General features: G+C 61.0%; 13 protein-coding genes. 12 read left to right on the top strand and 1 reads right to left on the bottom strand.

What is annotated here, in order from left to right:
- Positions 1-42 precede the first annotated feature (42 nt).
- The 6 genes from CLV74_RS12715 to CLV74_RS12690 are packed head-to-tail and all read left to right on the top strand — an operon-like array spanning position 43 to position 8908.
- Positions 43-369 carry a DUF3467 domain-containing protein gene (locus CLV74_RS12715; RefSeq protein ID WP_211299045.1) on the top strand — a complete coding sequence of 109 codons (327 nt, stop codon included), beginning with the start codon at positions 43-45 and terminating at the stop codon, positions 367-369.
- A 10-nt stretch (positions 370-379) separates the two neighbouring features.
- Positions 380-1978 carry a TolC family protein gene (locus CLV74_RS12710; RefSeq protein ID WP_170108042.1) on the top strand — a complete coding sequence of 533 codons (1599 nt, stop codon included), beginning with the start codon at positions 380-382 and terminating at the stop codon, positions 1976-1978.
- Positions 1975-2835: an efflux RND transporter periplasmic adaptor subunit gene (locus tag CLV74_RS12705; protein WP_106265334.1), complete on the top strand. Its 861-nt coding sequence runs from the start codon at positions 1975-1977 to the stop codon at positions 2833-2835. Before CLV74_RS12710 ends, CLV74_RS12705 begins: the two co-directional genes overlap by 4 nt.
- A gap of 18 nt (positions 2836-2853) precedes the next feature.
- Positions 2854-5004 carry a biotin/lipoyl-binding protein gene (locus CLV74_RS12700; protein ID WP_106265332.1) on the top strand — a complete coding sequence of 717 codons (2151 nt, stop codon included), beginning with the start codon at positions 2854-2856 and terminating at the stop codon, positions 5002-5004.
- Positions 5004-7076, top strand: coding sequence for a preprotein translocase subunit SecA (locus CLV74_RS12695; protein WP_106265330.1), 2073 nt, complete (start codon positions 5004-5006; stop codon positions 7074-7076). Before CLV74_RS12700 ends, CLV74_RS12695 begins: the two co-directional genes overlap by 1 nt.
- The gene (locus CLV74_RS12690) at positions 7073-8908 is read left to right on the top strand and encodes an efflux RND transporter periplasmic adaptor subunit (RefSeq protein WP_106265328.1); all 1836 of its coding nucleotides are present in this window, start codon (positions 7073-7075) and stop codon (positions 8906-8908) included. The genes CLV74_RS12695 and CLV74_RS12690 overlap by 4 nt, the downstream gene beginning before the upstream one ends.
- A gap of 24 nt (positions 8909-8932) precedes the next feature.
- On the opposite strand, the gene CLV74_RS12685 is transcribed toward CLV74_RS12690, so the two are convergent.
- The gene (locus tag CLV74_RS12685; RefSeq protein ID WP_106265326.1) at positions 8933-9586 is read right to left on the bottom strand and encodes a GntR family transcriptional regulator; all 654 of its coding nucleotides are present in this window, start codon (positions 9584-9586) and stop codon (positions 8933-8935) included.
- A gap of 156 nt (positions 9587-9742) precedes the next feature.
- Here CLV74_RS12685 and CLV74_RS12680 point away from each other — a divergent pair, with 156 nt between their 5' ends.
- The 6 genes from CLV74_RS12680 to CLV74_RS12655 all read left to right on the top strand — a co-directional run bounded on the left by CLV74_RS12680 (position 9743) and on the right by CLV74_RS12655 (position 15661).
- Positions 9743-10726 (top strand): TRAP transporter substrate-binding protein, encoded by a 984-nt coding sequence (locus CLV74_RS12680; RefSeq protein ID WP_106265325.1) that lies wholly within the window; start codon positions 9743-9745, stop codon positions 10724-10726.
- A 68-nt stretch (positions 10727-10794) separates the two neighbouring features.
- Complete coding sequence (locus tag CLV74_RS12675; RefSeq protein ID WP_106265323.1) at positions 10795-11358, top strand: TRAP transporter small permease; 564 nt, start codon at positions 10795-10797, stop codon at positions 11356-11358.
- The gene (locus CLV74_RS12670; RefSeq protein ID WP_106265320.1) at positions 11355-12635 is read left to right on the top strand and encodes a TRAP transporter large permease; all 1281 of its coding nucleotides are present in this window, start codon (positions 11355-11357) and stop codon (positions 12633-12635) included. Before CLV74_RS12675 ends, CLV74_RS12670 begins: the two co-directional genes overlap by 4 nt.
- On the top strand, positions 12632-13648 hold the full coding sequence (locus tag CLV74_RS12665) for a 4-hydroxythreonine-4-phosphate dehydrogenase PdxA (RefSeq protein ID WP_211299044.1): 1017 nt from the start codon (positions 12632-12634) through the stop codon (positions 13646-13648). Before CLV74_RS12670 ends, CLV74_RS12665 begins: the two co-directional genes overlap by 4 nt.
- Before the next feature lie 75 nt (positions 13649-13723).
- Positions 13724-14713: a D-erythronate dehydrogenase gene (denD, locus tag CLV74_RS12660; protein ID WP_106265318.1), complete on the top strand. Its 990-nt coding sequence runs from the start codon at positions 13724-13726 to the stop codon at positions 14711-14713.
- Positions 14714-14716: 3 nt separating this feature from the next.
- On the top strand, positions 14717-15661 hold the full coding sequence (locus CLV74_RS12655; RefSeq protein ID WP_106265316.1) for a sugar phosphate isomerase/epimerase family protein: 945 nt from the start codon (positions 14717-14719) through the stop codon (positions 15659-15661).
- Positions 15662-15703: the final 42 nt, after the last annotated feature.

Raw genomic sequence — 15703 nt, 5'->3', positions numbered from 1 at the left:
TCTGGTCAGACAATTCCAATCATGTGATTAAGGGAGGCACTAATGGCTGATAAGAAAGAGCAGAAAATGGACGAGAAAATTCAAGAAACCGTAGAAGCGACCGCAAAAACTGCGACACGCGACGTGAAAGTGCGTTTTGACGATTCCAATATGTCTTCGAACTATGCCAATGTAGCCAATGTGGGCATGAGCAAAGACGAAGTCACACTGTTGTTCGGTACGAATAAAACCTGGGGTGCGGTGAAAGACGAGGTCGTGATTGAATTGTCCTCGCGTATCATCCTGACCCCTTCTGTTGCAAAAAGCTTCGCTGAAACGCTGCAACGTGTTCTGAACGAATACGAAAAGCAGGTTGGCAAAATCGTATAAGGACAAAATGATGAAACGCTTGAAAATCCTGCTGCTGGGAACTGCAATAACAGCTGTCTTGGCGGCGTGTGAGGGAATGCCTGAAAAACCCTCGGCTGATCTGGCGTTTTCTGATGAGTCCGTAAGGGCCCGAATTCCCGCTGACATCAACCTGTCCAGCGGGAACCTGAGCCTGAGAAATTTCGTCCGGCTTCTTTCGGTGTCGGACGAAACCATCCGCGCGCAGGATGTGGAAATCGCTCTTGCCGAACAAGAGGCCTTGGGCGCGTGGGGTGTCTTTGAACCGCAGGCCTACGGCACTGTGGATCGCAATTTCGAATACACCCAGACCAGCGCCGAAGAATACCGTTCGCGCGGCACGGGGCTGGATTCCACCGGCACGCCGAACCCCTATAAATCTGACGTCTCCAAGGTGCGCGTCGGGGTCGAGGGCAAGAACCAGGCCGGCATCAAGATGGATCTTTTCTATGAGATGGATAAGACCCGCAACTCGCTGCAGAAACCTGCGGCCCGTCCCAGCCCCGAATACTCGGCGGCGGTCGGCATGTCGTTCATTATCCCGCTGCTGCGCAATGCGGGGCCTGATTATAACAAAGCCCCCATCGAGATTGCTCGCATCGACAAGGAAATCGCCGAAGAGACCAGCCGTCTGGTGAAGTCCCAGCGCGCCTTTGACGCTATCAAGACCTACCTCATGGTGCAGCGCGCCCAATCGCGGGTGCATTGGCGCCAGAAGGCTCTGACCACCGCCGAGGCGCTGGAAAAAGAGATGCGGGTGCAGGTCGGTGAGGGTCTGCGCGGCTCGGCCGATCTGACCGAAGCGGCGGCCAAAGTGGCCGAACAGCGCGGCTTGCTGACCGAAGCGCGTCAGGATCTGAACGAACAGATCGGCGCGTTCCAGATCTTCTTCCTTGCGATTGAACAGGACATGCAGCCGAACCGCTGGATGCCCTCGGATTCCCTGTCGGCCCCTGCGGCGCAGTATATCAGCCCCTCGCGTCTGGTCTCGACCGATGCGGCGGTGCAAAAGCGGGCGGAAACCCGCATCAACGCTCTGCGGATCGAGCGTGAAGAGATGAACGTTCTGATCGCGGAAAATCAGGCCAAGCCCGAATTCAACATGAAGATCGACGCCAAGCAGACGTTTCTGGCCGATCATTATGTGCCCTTCCGTGACCTTTATGGCCGCGAAAATCCCTATCATTCGTGGCGTGCGGGCTTTGAATTCCGCCGTGGTCTGAAGGGTGACATCACCAAGCAGAAACAGCTTGAGGCCGCTAAGCTGCGGGAAACGCAGGCAGAATTGACCATGAACGCCTTCCGTCAGCGCATTGCCAGCGAGATGAACGGCATCAAGGGCATTCTGGAGCGTGCCAACGATCAGGCCCGCCAGCAGTCTGAAATGGTGGACGCATACTGGGACCTTTACAAAGCCGAAGAGCAGCGCGCGCAGGCGGGCCAGTCTTCGCAGGTTGAGGTTCTGAACCGCGAGCTTGCCTATTACATTGCCAAGGAAGGTCAGCGGGACGCCATCGCACAGCAGAACCTTTCCAGCTATCTTGCCTCTCAGATCAGTGGCACCTTGCTGTCGCGGATGGGGGTTGAATGATCCCGTTCCGGCGTTTGCTGCAAACGGCTGCCTTGTGCGCCCTGCCGGTGACGGCGGGGGCGCAGGCGGCAGATGTGCCGCAGGTGGACTATGCGACCGTGGGGCTTTCCTCGACCGCGCCGGTGCTGGGGGGATTTACCACCTGCCGCGCCGAGCTTGAGCTGGCCTTTGCGGTCTCGGGCCTAGTCGAGACCACCTTGGTTGACGAAGGCCAGACCGTGAAGACGGGCGACGTTCTGATGCGCCTTGATCAAGAGGTCGAGCGGATCGAACTGCTGCGCCGTCAGGCCGTGATGGAGGATGACGCCGAACTGCGTGCTGCCATCGCCCGCGCCGATATTGCCCTGCGCCAGAAAGAGGCGGCGGAACGTCTGCACGCCAGCACTGGCGGCATCAGCCGCGAAGAGGTGCAGAACCGCACGCTGGCCCATGAACTGGCGGTGATCGAAATCTCGCGCCTTGAGGCGCAGGCCAAGATCAACGCGCTGGACTATGACACCGCGCAGGAAAATCTGGTCCGTCGCACGCTGGTCGCCCCCAGTGAAGGCATCATCAGCAAGATTGAAATCCAGACCGGTGAAAGCGCACAGGCCAACGATCCGGTGATGATGCTGTGTGACCTGAGCCAGCTTGAATTCAAGGCCAGTATTCCTGTGACCTACGCCGACCGCCTGAGTAAAGGCATGAAGGTGCAGGTTCAGATCACTTCGCGCAGTGCGGCGGTGGACGGGACGGTCAAGTTTGTCTCGCCTGTGGTGGACTCGGCCTCGGGTCTGCAAGAGGTGAAGGTGTTGATCGACGAAGCCCATGACTGGCTGCGGCCCGGGATGAATGCCGTGCTGGTGTCGGCCCCTTAACGCGGGGCGTGGACGCGGATGGCCAAGCAGACCTTTTACGACCAGTGGCACCGGATTGCCGAATTGCGGATTGGCCTGCGCCCCTCGGTGCAGGTGCGCCAGCAGCGGTTCCGTGGTGAGGTCTACTATGTCTACAACGAGGTTATTCACGCGGGCTTTTTCCGTGCGCGGCCCGAAACCCACGCCTTGGTGCAGCGCATCCGCCCGAACCAGACCCTGCATGAGATCTGGCGCGAATTCGTCGATATCTCGCCCAAGACCGCGCCGGGGCAGAAGGATTTCTTTGATCTGATCGCGGCGCTGTATCGGGCCAATATGGTCTATGTGGAAGGCGGCGTCAGTGAAGAGCGCCTGCTGGAGCGGGCGCTGCAAAAGAAGAAAAAGCCGCTGGCCGCGCGGATATCAGAGCTCTTGTTCCTGCGCATTCCGTTGCTGGACCCTGAGCCGATGCTCAAGCGGCTGTTGCCACTGATCAACGCGATCTACAGCCTGCCGGCGATCCTTCTGGTTTTGGCGACCTGCCTTTGGGCGGGGTACGAGTTCCTGCTGGCCTCGGACCGCGCCTTTGCCCAAAGCCAGAATATCCTGCAGATCAGCAACCTGATCCCGCTGTATCTGGCGATGTTCGCAACCCACGTGCTGCATGAATTCAGCCACGCGGCCTTGTGTAAATACTACGGCGGGCATGTGCGGACCACGGGCCTTATGCTGCTGATGTTCACGCCGCTGCCTTATGCGGATGTCTCGGCCAGTTGGTCGTTCCGGAACAAATGGCATCGGGCGGCGGTGGGCGCGGCGGGCATGTATTCGGACGCCTTCTTTTGTGCGATTGCCACAATTGTCTGGGCCTATTCGCCCCCAGGCCCGTTAAATGAGGTGGCCACGAACCTTATGTTCGTGACGGCGGTTTATACGGTGCTGTTTAACGCGAACCCGCTGATGCGCTTTGACGGCTATTATATCCTTTCGGATATAACGGGGATTCCGAACCTGCATGAAGCTGCGAAAAAACAGGTGACCGAACTTTTCCGCACCAAAATTCTGGGCGAGGCGGAAACCCAATTGCATCCTGTCTCTGGGCGGCGAAAATTCTTTCTAGCGGCTTTTTTCTTTACCTCGAACTTTTACCGAATTCTGATTATGATCGGGATCGTGAAATTCGTGGCCGATCAGTATTTCGGTTTGGGCTTGGCGGTGGCTGCGGCTTTGGCCTATTCGACATTTCTGGCGCCGGTCGCCAAATTCCTTAAACCTGTGCGGGATCCGCGCTTTATGGCGAAACACCGTAAAAAAGTTTTGGGCGCCAGCGGCGTATTTCTGGCAATGGCGCTGTTTATCGCCTTTGTCCCGCTGCCCTTTTCGCGGGTTCTGGATGGCGTGGTGCAGGATCGTGAGAAAACCCGCATCTTCCTGCCCCTGAACGGGATCGTGGAAACGGTCTATCCGCAGAATGGCGATCACGTGGCCCAAGGCGCGGTTGTCATGCAGCTCAGCAACCCCGAGCTTGAGTTGGAGTTGCAGGGTCTTCAGGCCAAGATCGCGGGCGTTGAGGCGCGGATGAACCAGTCCCTGACCGAGGGCGGCCAGACCTACGCCGCGATCGAGCAGGAACTACACACCATGCAGACCACCCGTGCCCATCTGGAATCCGAACTGCGCAAACTGGTGATCTACGCGCCCCATGACGGCACATGGGTTGCGCCGGAACTGCGGGCCTACACCGGTCAGTGGTTGTCCCGCGGGGCCGAGGTCGGCGCGATCTCGAAATCGCAGGACTACCAGTTCCGCGCCATTCTGGAACAGCAAGGCGCCAGCGAAATTGCGGCCATGCGGGCCGATGAAGCGTCCGTCAAGGTTGAGGGCCTGCGCGCCCATACGCTGGCGATCCCGCAGCTTAGCGTCATTCCGTTTTCGCAAAAGGAACTGCCCTCGGTGGCGGTGTCGCCCTTGGCGGGGGGTGATGTGGCGATGGACCTGCAAAACCGCGACAAACCCGAAGCGGCCGAGCGGTTCTTTCTGATCGTCGCAGATCTGGCCAGCGATCCGGTGGATGAGGCGTTGCTGGACGGGCGGCGCGGCTGGATGCGGGTGTCTTTGCCGCCACGCTCTTTGGGGCTGCGGGCCTATGACGGGCTGCGCCAGTTCTTCCAGAAGCGGTATAAACTGTGATGCAGCGCCGCGCCCTTTCCGAGATTTTGGGGAAATACTCCGGTCTGCCGACGGCAGGGGACAGCGACTGGCAGCAGGGCCAGCAGGCTTGCGCCGTGCCGAACGCCGCGCTTCAGGTTCTGGGCACCCACCAGCCGGAATACAAACGCCTGTGGCTGGACCGTCACGGGGCGACATTGCAGACCAAACTGTTGGGCCTGCAACGCCCCTTGGCCCGCCTTGGCAAGCTGGCCGATCAGGTGATCGCCGCGCGAGCGGGGCTTGAGGATCTGGATGAGGCGGGGCTTGAGGCCAAACTGGCCGAGCTACGCGCCCTGTCGAAATTCGAACGCAACGCTCAATCGGCGCGGATCAGCGCCGCCGACGTGCAGGCCATGGCGGGCATCAATGAGGCGGTGCGCCGTGTCCTCGGGTTTCGTCCCCACCGCGAACAGATCATCGGGGCCTTCGCGATCTTAGAGGGTTCGATCGCCGAGATGGCCACGGGCGAAGGGAAAACCCTGACTGCCAACCTTTCCGCTATTGCAGCGGCGTGGCGCGGGATGCCCGTGCATGTGATCACCGCGAATGAGTACCTTGCGTCCCGCGATTGCGAGTTGGGGCAGGATTTGTTCGCCTTTTGCGGGGTCACGGCGGCCTCGGTCACCGGCGATACGCCGCCCGATGCGCGGGGGGCGGGCTACAGCCATGAGATCGTTTATTGCACCGCGCGGGACATGCTGGCGGATCATCTGCGCGACAGTTTGGCCTTGGCAGGCAAGGCGGGGCGGCTGAAACACGCCTTGGCCAGCGCCCGCAATGGTGGCAAGGGCGAGGCTGGCGGCATCGTCATGCGCGGCGTCTATCAGGTGATCGTGGATGAGGCCGACAGTGTCTTGATTGATGAGGCGGTGACGCCGCTGATCATCTCGGCCCCGAAGCCTGACGATTTGTTGGCCGCTGCGGCGGTCAAGGCGGTGGAACTGGCCCGCGATTTGACAGAGACCGAACATTACACCGTCAATCAGGAACTGCGCAGCGTAGAGCTAACCCGTGCGGGCCGTCAGCGCGTGGCGGAAATGGTGCTGGACGCTGGCCCCTTCTGGCAGCGCCGCGACCGCGCTGAGGAGCTGGTGAATACCGCCCTTTACGCCATGTATATGATGGTGCGGGATAAGCACTACATCATTCAGGAAGACAAGGTTGTTCTTGTGGATGAACTGACGGGCCGACTGGCCCGCGAACGCACCTTGTCCTTAGGGATGCAGCAGGTGCTTGAGGCCGCGCTGGACCTGGAAATCTCGCCCCCCAGCGAAGTGCGCGCGCGTCTTAGCTTTCAGCGCTATTTCCAGCGCCTGTCGCGGATCGGCGGCATGACCGGCACCGCGCAAGAGGCCAAGGCCGAGCTCGGCAAGGTCTATGGTCTTGGCATTGTGCCTGTGCCCACGCACCAGCGGTCGCGGCGGCAGAACCTTGGCTATCGGGTCTTTGCGACCAATGAGGAAAAGCTGCACGCCATCGTTCAGGACGCCTGCGGGCTGTCGGCCAAGGGCTGCGCGGTGCTGATCGGGGTCAAAAGCGTTCTGACCAGCGATGATCTGGCCGATGCCTTTGCCTTTGGCGCCCCAGACCAGCCGATTGAGATTCTGAACGCCATCAACGATGCCGAGGAAAGCGCAATCGTTGCCCGTGCAGGTCAAGCTGGTGCGGTCACGGTGGCCACCAACATGGCAGGGCGCGGCACTGATATCAAAATCGCCCCCGATGTGCGTGAAAACGGCGGGTTGCATGTGATCATCGCGGAAACCAACGATTTCTCGCGCATTGACCGGCAGTTGATCGGGCGCTGTGCGCGTCAGGGCGATCCGGGGATTTTCATGCGCTACGTGGCGCTGGATGAGGATGTGGTGATGCGGTTCCTGCCGCCCGTCCTGCGCCGCCTGTGGGCGGCCAGTTTCCGCGCCGGTCTGGCCCCTCAGATGATGGCGCGATTCATGCTGTATCTGGCACAGCAGCGGGCCGAACATCTGGCCTATAAACAACGTAAAGCCTCGCTCGAGAACGAGATCGAAACCGAAAAGAGCATGATATGACGGCACATTCTGCGACCCTCGATGCGGACTATGGCGCGGCGCTGGCGGCTTTGGCCGAGTATGCAGGCGCTCCGGCGGCGTTCTGGCCGGTGCTGATCCAGACTGTGCAGCGCCAGTTGAACGCGCGGGCGGTCTGGCTGGTCTGGCGGCCTGTGTCCGACGATCCCGCTCCGTGGAAGATGCTGGCGCAGGTGCCCTCGGCGGCGGCGGTTCCCGTGGATGAGGTGCTGTCACTGGCGGCACTGAAAAAGCTGGCCCGTGACGGCGTGACCGTGGGGCAGGGCGCGGGGGCGGCATTGGCTTTGGCCGAATTGCAGACCACTGATCCGCGCCAGCAGATCGTCTTGATCGCGGATATGGGCGGCGCGGCGGCGGCAGTGGCGGGCCTACAAAAGCTGACCGGATTCATCTGCGTGCCGCAGGCGTTCGATTCTTTGCGCAAGGCGAAATCAGGGGCGCGTGACGCCACCCGACTGGCGCAAACGCTGGAATCCATGGGGCGGGTGCTGGACGCAAACAGCTTTGATCAGGCGGCACTGACCTTTGTGAATGACCTGTCAGAGCGGTTCGCTTGTGAAACAGTTTCCTTGTCGTGGCGGGCGTTTGAGGGGCTGCGGCTGCGGGCCACCAGCCATTCGGAAAAGGTCGCCCGCCGGTCCGAGGCAACATCGCTGCTGGAAGAGGCAGGCCAAGAGGCGCTGACCCAAGACAAAGAGGTCATGCTACCTGCCACTGATCAAAAGCAGGTCAGCACTGCCCATGAGGCCTATGTGCGCATGGTCAAACCGGGCCACATTCTGACGCTGCCCTTGATGCAGCGCAGCGCCGATGGGCAGACCACGGAATTGGGCGCGGTGACGCTGGAACGTCAGCGTCAACAATTCTCGACCGCGGAACAGTGGGCCTTGCGCCTATATTGTGAGATGGCGATCGCCCCACTGGTCTGGCACGCCCAGAATACCAAATGGCTGCTGGTGCGTATGGGGCGTGAGATTGCCCGATCCATTCCCAAGGCGCTGAAGCCCCGCAGTGGTGCGGGCAAGCTGCTGATGGGCACGCTTGTGGCGGCAGTTGTCGGCGCGATGTTCATCCCGCTGCCGTTCCGTCTGTCGGCCACGGCGGTGCTAAAGACCGATGCCTCGGCCTATGTGGGTGCGGCCTATGACGGGTTCATCGAAGGCAGCCAGATCATTCTGGGCTCGGTCGTTGAAAAGGGCGATGTGATCTTCACCCTGAACACTTCGGAACTGGTGCTGGAACGCAATGCGCTGATCGCGGAACTGGCGCAGTCGAACCGGGACGCGGAAATCCGGCGCTCGGTCAACCAGCTGTCGGAAATGCTGGTCGCGCAGGCCAAGGCGGATGAATTGCGGGCCAAGCTGCTGAAGATCGATCAAAAGCTGGCCGGTGCCGCAGCCAAAGCGCCCATCAGCGGCGTCGTGGTCGAAGGCGAGCCTGCCAAGAAGATCGGCGAGGCCGTGCGACGCGGCGAAAGTCAGGTCACAATCTCGGCCCTGTCGTCGCTGTATGTTGAGGCAGCGGTATCGGAAAAAGACCTTAGCTTTATTGCGGCCGGTCAGCCGGTGGAACTGACCCTGCTGGCCCGTCCCAAGGACACCTTTACCATGTCCGTGGCCCGCGCGGTCCCCGCGCCCGAGGTGCAGGATGCCGACAACGTCTTTCCCGTCCGGATGAGCGATCCTGACACCCGCGCTGATTGGTGGGTGCCGGGGATGACGGGGGTGGTCAAAATTTCGGCCGGAACGCGGCCTGTGTGGTGGCTGGCCTCGCGCAGTCTGGTGGATTACCTGCGCCTTCTGCTGTGGTTCTGATCCAGCGTCCAAGGGCAGCCTAGGTTAAAGGCTGTCCTTCACCCGCTCCCACGTGTTCTTGATGTGGGTCGCCATGGCTTGGCCAAGGCGCGGGCCGTCCCGTTCCTTGAGGGCGGCAACCATCGCTTCGTGATCGGCCACCGCGCCCGCCCAGTATTCGGGCTTTTCATTGCCGATATAGCGGATGCGCTTTAGCCGTGCCTGAAGGTTGGCCTGCATCTCTTGCAAGGGCTGGTTCTGGGACAGAGCCGTCAGCCGTGAATGGAATTCCTGGTTCATCTTATAGTACGGCATCCGGTCACGGGCGGCGTAGCGGGTCATCATCCTGTTGTGCAGATCGACCAGTTCCGCGATGTCCTGATCGGAGGCGCGTTGGCACGCCAGTTCCCCCGCCAGTTGTTCCAGGTGTCCCAACACTTCCAGCATGGAAAACACATCCTCAGTCGTCAGCTTGCGCACGGTGCTGCCCCGCGACGGGCGCACGATCACCAGCCCTTCGGCGGCCAGCGTGCGCAGCGCCTCGCGGAAGGGGGTGCGCGAAACACCCAACTTCTGGATGAGATCAGCCTCGTCGATTCGCGAGCCGGGCTCCAAAATCCCTTCGATAATCAGGTCCCGCACCTTGCTGACCACCTGATCGTGCAGCGAGCGGTTTTCGATTTCCAGTGACGATACCATTCTTAGTCCGTTGTTTTTATTCGCTTAAGGCAACTTTTCCGGCGGGTGGCCCACATTAGCAAGATATGCATTGCCAGTCGATACTTTCTATTTGTATACAAAATACATGATGAGGATATCCGAAAAAGGTGCCCTTGTCCCAGGAGGAGGAAAATCATGAAACATTCGCGTACCCGCCTGATGGCGGGCCTGTTGGCTGGCACCGTTTCGCTATTGGCGCTGCCCGCTGTGGCCGAAACTTATATCGTTGCGGTCGGTGCGGCCTCGAACAGCTTGCAAGGGCGCAGCGCGGCCAAGTTCGCCGAAGACCTTCAGGCGAAACTGGGCGATGCCCATACGGTGGAATTCTACGCCGACGGCCAGCTTGGCGATGAAAAGGAACTGATGCAGAAGCTGCGTCTGGGGACTGTGCAGTTCTCGTTGATCTCGTCGATCATGACGAACGTCGCGCCCGAATTTGCCCTGTTCGACATGCCGTTTCTGGTCCAGAACCGCGATCACCTGAAGGCGATCGATGCCGAGATCGTCCAGACCGATCTGGCCCCCAAAGCCGAAGAGGCGGGCCTGAAGGTGCTGTCCACTTGGGAAAACGGCTTCCGCCAGATCACCAACAACACCCGTCCCATCAATACCCCCGCCGATCTTGCGGGCCTGAAGATCCGCACACCTTCGTCCGAATGGCGCGTAGCGATGTTCAAGGAATGGGGCGCGAACCCGACGCCCATGTCGTTCTCTGAGGTCTTCGTGGCGCTTCAAACCGGCACCATGGACGGGCAGGAAAACCCCCTGACCAACATCACCGGCGCGAACTTCCAAGAGGTGCAGAAATACCTTAGCCTGACCGGCCACGTCTATTCGCCCGCCTATCTGACCAGCGGCATGGCCAGCTGGTCCAAGCTGCCCGATGACGTGAAGGCTGCCGTCGCAGAGATTGGCGCCGAAGTGCAGGACTGGTCGTTGGCCCAAGGTGAAGCAGCCGACAATGAGCTGGTCGATAAGGTGAAAGCCGCCGGTATGGAGGTGAACACCGCCGACAAAGCCGCCTTCATCGCCGCATCTGCGCCGATCTACGCCGCCTTCGCCGAGCAGGTCTCGGGCGGTGACGCGCTGGTCAGCCGCGCGCAGGCACTGGCGAACTAAGCAACCCCTTTCTCACCGGCTGGCCCTCGTGCTGGCCGGTGTCTTCTGTCCGGAGGAGGCCAAACGCTTTGGTCGCGACTATCGAAAAACTGCTGCTTTGGCTGATCGAGACGATCTGCCTTGTGCTGCTGGTCACACTGGCGCTGGCGGTGATCTATTCCACCACCATGCGCTATCTGGGGGCCTCGCCCTCTTGGTATGACGAAATCGCCAGTGTCTTGCTGGCTTGGCTGACCTATTTCGGCGCGACCTACGCGCTGTTCATGCGTCAACACATGAGCTTTGGCGGTCTTGTCACCGCTCTGCCGCGTCAGGCCGCGATTGCACTGGCGCTGCTATCTGAATTCCTTGTCATCGGCTTTTTCGCTGTGGTCGCATGGTACGGCAACGCTGTGCTGGCGGTGGCCAAGTGGGATTCCTTGCTGTCGATCCGCTGGATGACGCTGGACATCGTTCAATCGGTGATCCCCGTCAGCGCGGTCCTGATGATCATCGGCACGCTGCTGACCATGCCCCGCGCGTTGAAAAACGCCGCCGAGGGCATCGACGCGGACCACGCGGAAATCGAGCACGCCATCGCCGAGGCTGAACGCGACAACGCGGACGCGGCCCTGAAGGAGGGGCATAAATGATCCTGTTTCTGACAACCGTTGTTCTGATCGGCCTGATCCTGATCAACGTGCCCATCGCTGTGGCCATTGGCATCGTGGCCCTTGGCGGGCTGGTGCTGACCCCCGGTGGCGCAACACTTTATGACATGGCGATTGCGCTTTATTCCGGCGCGACCTCATTCCCGCTGATCGCGATCCCGCTGTTCATTCTGGCGGGGAACCTGATGAACACCTCGGGCATCTCGGTCCGGCTGATCAACTTTGTCTCGGCGCTGATCGGCTTTGTCCGTGGCGGTCTGGGGATGGTCAATATCGGCGTCTCGATGGTCTTTGCCGAGATTTCGGGCTCTGCCGTGGCTGATGTGGCCGCAACCGGCACCGTGCTGATCCCCGAGATGAAAAAGCGCGGTTATTCGCGGACTTTGGCGGCGGCGATTACCTCGTCCTCGGCATCGCTGGCGATCATCATCCCGCCGTCGATCCCGATGATCCTTTACGGCGCGATTGCCGAGGTCTCGGTGCTGAAGCTGTTTGTTGCGGGCATCGTGCCAGGCGTGCTTGGCGGGGGCCTGTTGATGCTGGTCACCTACGGGCTGGCGATCCGCTATGATCTGCCCCGCGCCGAAGGGTTCGATCTGTGCCACGTCTGGCGCAGCTTTAAAGAGGCTTTCTGGGCGCTGACCATGCCGGTCATCATCCTTGGTGGCATCTTCTCGGGCATCGTGACCGCGACCGAAGGCGCAGGGCTGGCCGTGCTGGCGGCACTGGTGATCGGGATCTTTATCTACCGTGATCTGGATGTGCGCCGCCTGCGCAAAGTCATGCTGGAAGGCGTCAGCCAGACCGGCGTGGTCATGCTGCTGGTCGCCACCTCTGCCGCATTGGGCCTGTTCCTGACCCAAGCGCAGGTGCCCCAGCAACTGGCACAACAGATCACCGAGGTTACGACCAATCCGCTGATCGTTCTGGCGCTGTTGAACCTGCTGCTTCTGGTGCTTGGCATGTTCCTGCATGGCGCGGCCGCAATCATTCTGGTGGTGCCTGTGGTCATGCCGCTGGTGACCGCCGTGGGGATCGATCCGATCCATTTCGGCATCATGGTCACGCTGAATCTTGCGATTGGTCAGCAAACGCCGCCTGTGGCCTCGGTCCTGATCACATCCTGCTCGATCGCCAAGTCCGGCATCTGGGAGACTTCTCGCGCCAACCTGCCGTTCATCGGTGTTCTCGCCTTCATCCTGCTGCTGGTGACTTACGTCCCGCAGGTGTCACTCGCACTCACGGGGTATCTGCAATGACAGACCTGAAACCACGTATCGCCATCATTCCGGGCGACCCCTCGGGCATCGGGCCTGAACTGATCGCCAAGCTGCTGAACGACGAAGGCGTCACAGACAGCGCGCATATCGTGCTGGTCGGGGATGATCATGTCTGGAGCCAAGGCGCTGTGCAGGCCGATCTACCTGTTGCGCTGAACAAGATCACCGAAGGCGACCTGCCCACCCAAGCGGGCTTGTCTTGGCTGCCCATGCAGACCATCGCCCCCGAGGATGTGAAGATCGCTGAGGTCACGGTTGCGGGCGGCACCTGCGCCCTGCGGTGTCTGGACAAGGCGCTTGATCTGGCGACCGCCGGTCTGGTGGACGGGGTGCTGTTCGGCCCATTCAACAAGGCGGCGCTGACCGCTGCTGGCCTGAACGCCGAGGATGAGCACCGCTATATGGCGCGGTATCTGGGCTTCACCGGATATCACAGCGAAATCAACGTTCTGGACGATCTGATGACCACCCGCGTCACCAGCCACATCGGCCTGAAAGAGGTGGCAGAGCGCATCACACCTGAGGCCGTGAACAAGGCGATCAATCTGGCCTCGGACACGCTGAAACGGGCAGGCAAAGCGCGGCCTCATATCGCGGTGGCGGCGTTGAACCCCCACGCAGGCGACAATGGCAAGTTCGGCCGCGAAGAGATCGACATCCTAGAGCCGGTCGTGAAGGCGGCGCAGGACAAGCAGATGCATGTGACGGGGCCTTGGCCCTCGGACACGGTGTTCCTCAAGGCCAAACGGGGCGAGGTCGATGCCGTCGTGACCATGTACCACGACCAAGGCCAGATCGCGATCAAGCTGATGGGCTTTGAGCGGGGCGTCACAGTTGCGGGCGGTCTGCCGATCCCCGTGGCCACCCCCGCCCATGGCACTGCCTTTGATATCGCGGGGCAGAACAAGGCCAACGTGGGCGCAACCCGTCAGGCCTTTGATCTGCTGGTGCGCATGGCCGCGAACCACCGCGCGGACCGCGAGACCGTCTAAACAGCGCCGCACCTTTGCGGCATTCCCCGCCTGCGCCCCTTGGCGCGGCGGGACCGGATTTCAGGAGAATACCCTATGAAAGTACTCGTCATCGGCGCTGCCGGTATGATCGGCCGCAAGCTGCTGGAGCAAGTGGCAAAGACCCCCAACATTCTGGGTGCGCCCGTCTCAGGCCTGACGCTGGTCGATGTGATCGAACCTGCCGCCCCCGCCGCACTGGCAGACAAGGCCAAGTGTCAGGCGCTGGACCTGTCCACGGATGGCGCGGCAGAGGCGCTGATCGCAGAGCGTCCCGACATCATCTTCAACCTTGCCGCCGTTGTCTCGGGCGAGGCCGAGGCCGACTTTGACAAAGGCTACCGCGTCAATCTGGACGGCGGCCGCGCCTTGCTAGAAGCCATCCGCCATGAGGGCCAGCGCGAGGCCTACAAGCCGCGTCTGATCTTTGCCTCTTCGGTCGCGGTCTTTGGCGCGCCTTTCCCTGAGAAAATCGGGGATGAATTCTTTACCACGCCACTCACAAGCTATGGCACCCAGAAAGCAATTATCGAGCTTCTGATTGCCGACTATTCCCGTCGCGGCATCATTGATGGGGTCAGCATCCGCCTGCCCACCATCTGCGTGCGCCCCGGCAAACCCAATGCTGCGGCTTCGGGCTTTTTCTCGAACATCCTGCGCGAGCCGCTGGTGGGCCAAGAGGCCGTGCTGCCCGTGGATGACAGCGTGCGCCACTGGTTCGCCAGCCCCCGTGCCGCTGTGGGGTTCTTTACCCATGCCGCCACGCTAGATCTGGCCAAGGTCGGCCCGCGCCGCAGCCTGATGATGCCGGGCCTGTCGGCCACCGTTGCCGATCAGATCGCCGCACTGGAAAAGGTGGCTGGCCCCAAAGCCACCGCCCTGATCCGCCGCGAACCCGATGCCACCATTCAGGGCATCGTTGCAGGCTGGCCTTGCGACTTTGACCCGAAGCGGGCGATCGAATTGGGCTTTACGGCGGAAACCTCGTTCGAAGAGATTATCCGCATCCACATCGAAGACGAACTTGGTGGACAGATCGGAGTCTGATTGATGAAAAAGCCCCTTTATACCCGCAGCAACTGGCCAATTGCGGCCGCCATGATCAACTTTCCCGGTGTGCTGCCTGATGGTACCCGCGTCTTTGACCAGACCGCCGCTGAATGGGCCGAAACCCTTGAGGATGTGGTCGACGCTGGCTTTACCGAGCTGGACCCCACGGATTCATGGCTGCGCATCGCGGACCTCAGCGAAGCGCGCCTGCAAGAGTTCATGGATGTGGTCCATTCTAAAGGTCTGACGATCCCTGCCATTTCCACCTCGCGCAACAACCTGATCTGCCCTGAAAATGGCGAGGCGAACCTTGCCTACGCCCACCGCGTGATCGACACGGCGGCCAAGATCGGCGCGACCTCGGTCTGTTTCGGCTTCTTCGGGCCTTTGTCGGACGCACAGAAGCAGGCCCTCTGGTTCTGGACCGTGCCCAATCCGCCGGTGTCCGAGGACCCCGAGGAATGGAAGCTGGCCGTCGCCCGCACCCAAGAGCTTGGCGATCACGCCGCTAAACTGGGGATCGAAGTGGCGCTGGAGATGTATGAAGACAGCTTCCTTGGCACCGCCGATAGCTCGGTGAAATTCGTGCAGGATGTGAACCGCCCCAACGTGGGTATCTGCGCGGACATCGGCAATCTGGTGCGCCTGCATCGCCCTGTGGAACATTGGGCCACTATGATCGACAAGATCGCACCCTATGCCAAATATTGGCACGTGAAAAACTACATCCGGACCGAGGACGCGGTGACCGGTGCCATCATGACCGCCCCTGCGGCGCTGGAATTCGGCATCATCAACTACCGCGCGGCGATCCGCAAAGCGATGGAATACGGCTTCAACAGCCCCTTCCTGTGCGAACACTATGGCGGCGATGGTCTGAGCGTTGCGGGCACCAACCGGCGCTATCTGCGCCGTATCCTGCCCCGCACCCGCGCTCAGGACTAAGGCCCGCGCCGCCCGCGTCAGGGCAGCGCCTACCCCAAGATT

The sequence above is a fragment of the Donghicola tyrosinivorans genome (assembly GCF_003003355.1).
In the GTDB taxonomy this organism is placed as follows: domain Bacteria; phylum Pseudomonadota; class Alphaproteobacteria; order Rhodobacterales; family Rhodobacteraceae; genus Donghicola; species Donghicola tyrosinivorans.
The sequence above is the reverse complement of the archived record's forward strand: the minus strand, read 5'-3'. Positions and strand labels throughout refer to the sequence as shown.

Excerpts from the sequence above, each read along its gene's own strand:
- CLV74_RS12715 (WP_211299045.1), top strand. The coding sequence starts at position 43 with ATGGCTGATAAGAAAGAGCAGAAAATGGACGAGAAAATTCAAGAAACC.
- CLV74_RS12710 (WP_170108042.1), top strand. The coding sequence starts at position 380 with ATGAAACGCTTGAAAATCCTGCTGCTGGGAACTGCAATAACAGCTGTC.
- CLV74_RS12705 (WP_106265334.1), top strand. The coding sequence starts at position 1,975 with ATGATCCCGTTCCGGCGTTTGCTGCAAACGGCTGCCTTGTGCGCCCTG.
- CLV74_RS12700 (WP_106265332.1), top strand. The coding sequence starts at position 2,854 with ATGGCCAAGCAGACCTTTTACGACCAGTGGCACCGGATTGCCGAATTG.
- CLV74_RS12695 (WP_106265330.1), top strand. The coding sequence starts at position 5,004 with ATGCAGCGCCGCGCCCTTTCCGAGATTTTGGGGAAATACTCCGGTCTG.
- CLV74_RS12690 (WP_106265328.1), top strand. The coding sequence starts at position 7,073 with ATGACGGCACATTCTGCGACCCTCGATGCGGACTATGGCGCGGCGCTG.
- CLV74_RS12685 (WP_106265326.1), bottom strand. The coding sequence starts at position 9,586 with ATGGTATCGTCACTGGAAATCGAAAACCGCTCGCTGCACGATCAGGTG.
- CLV74_RS12680 (WP_106265325.1), top strand. The coding sequence starts at position 9,743 with ATGAAACATTCGCGTACCCGCCTGATGGCGGGCCTGTTGGCTGGCACC.
- CLV74_RS12670 (WP_106265320.1), top strand. The coding sequence starts at position 11,355 with ATGATCCTGTTTCTGACAACCGTTGTTCTGATCGGCCTGATCCTGATC.
- CLV74_RS12665 (WP_211299044.1), top strand. The coding sequence starts at position 12,632 with ATGACAGACCTGAAACCACGTATCGCCATCATTCCGGGCGACCCCTCG.
- denD (WP_106265318.1), top strand. The coding sequence starts at position 13,724 with ATGAAAGTACTCGTCATCGGCGCTGCCGGTATGATCGGCCGCAAGCTG.
- CLV74_RS12655 (WP_106265316.1), top strand. The coding sequence starts at position 14,717 with ATGAAAAAGCCCCTTTATACCCGCAGCAACTGGCCAATTGCGGCCGCC.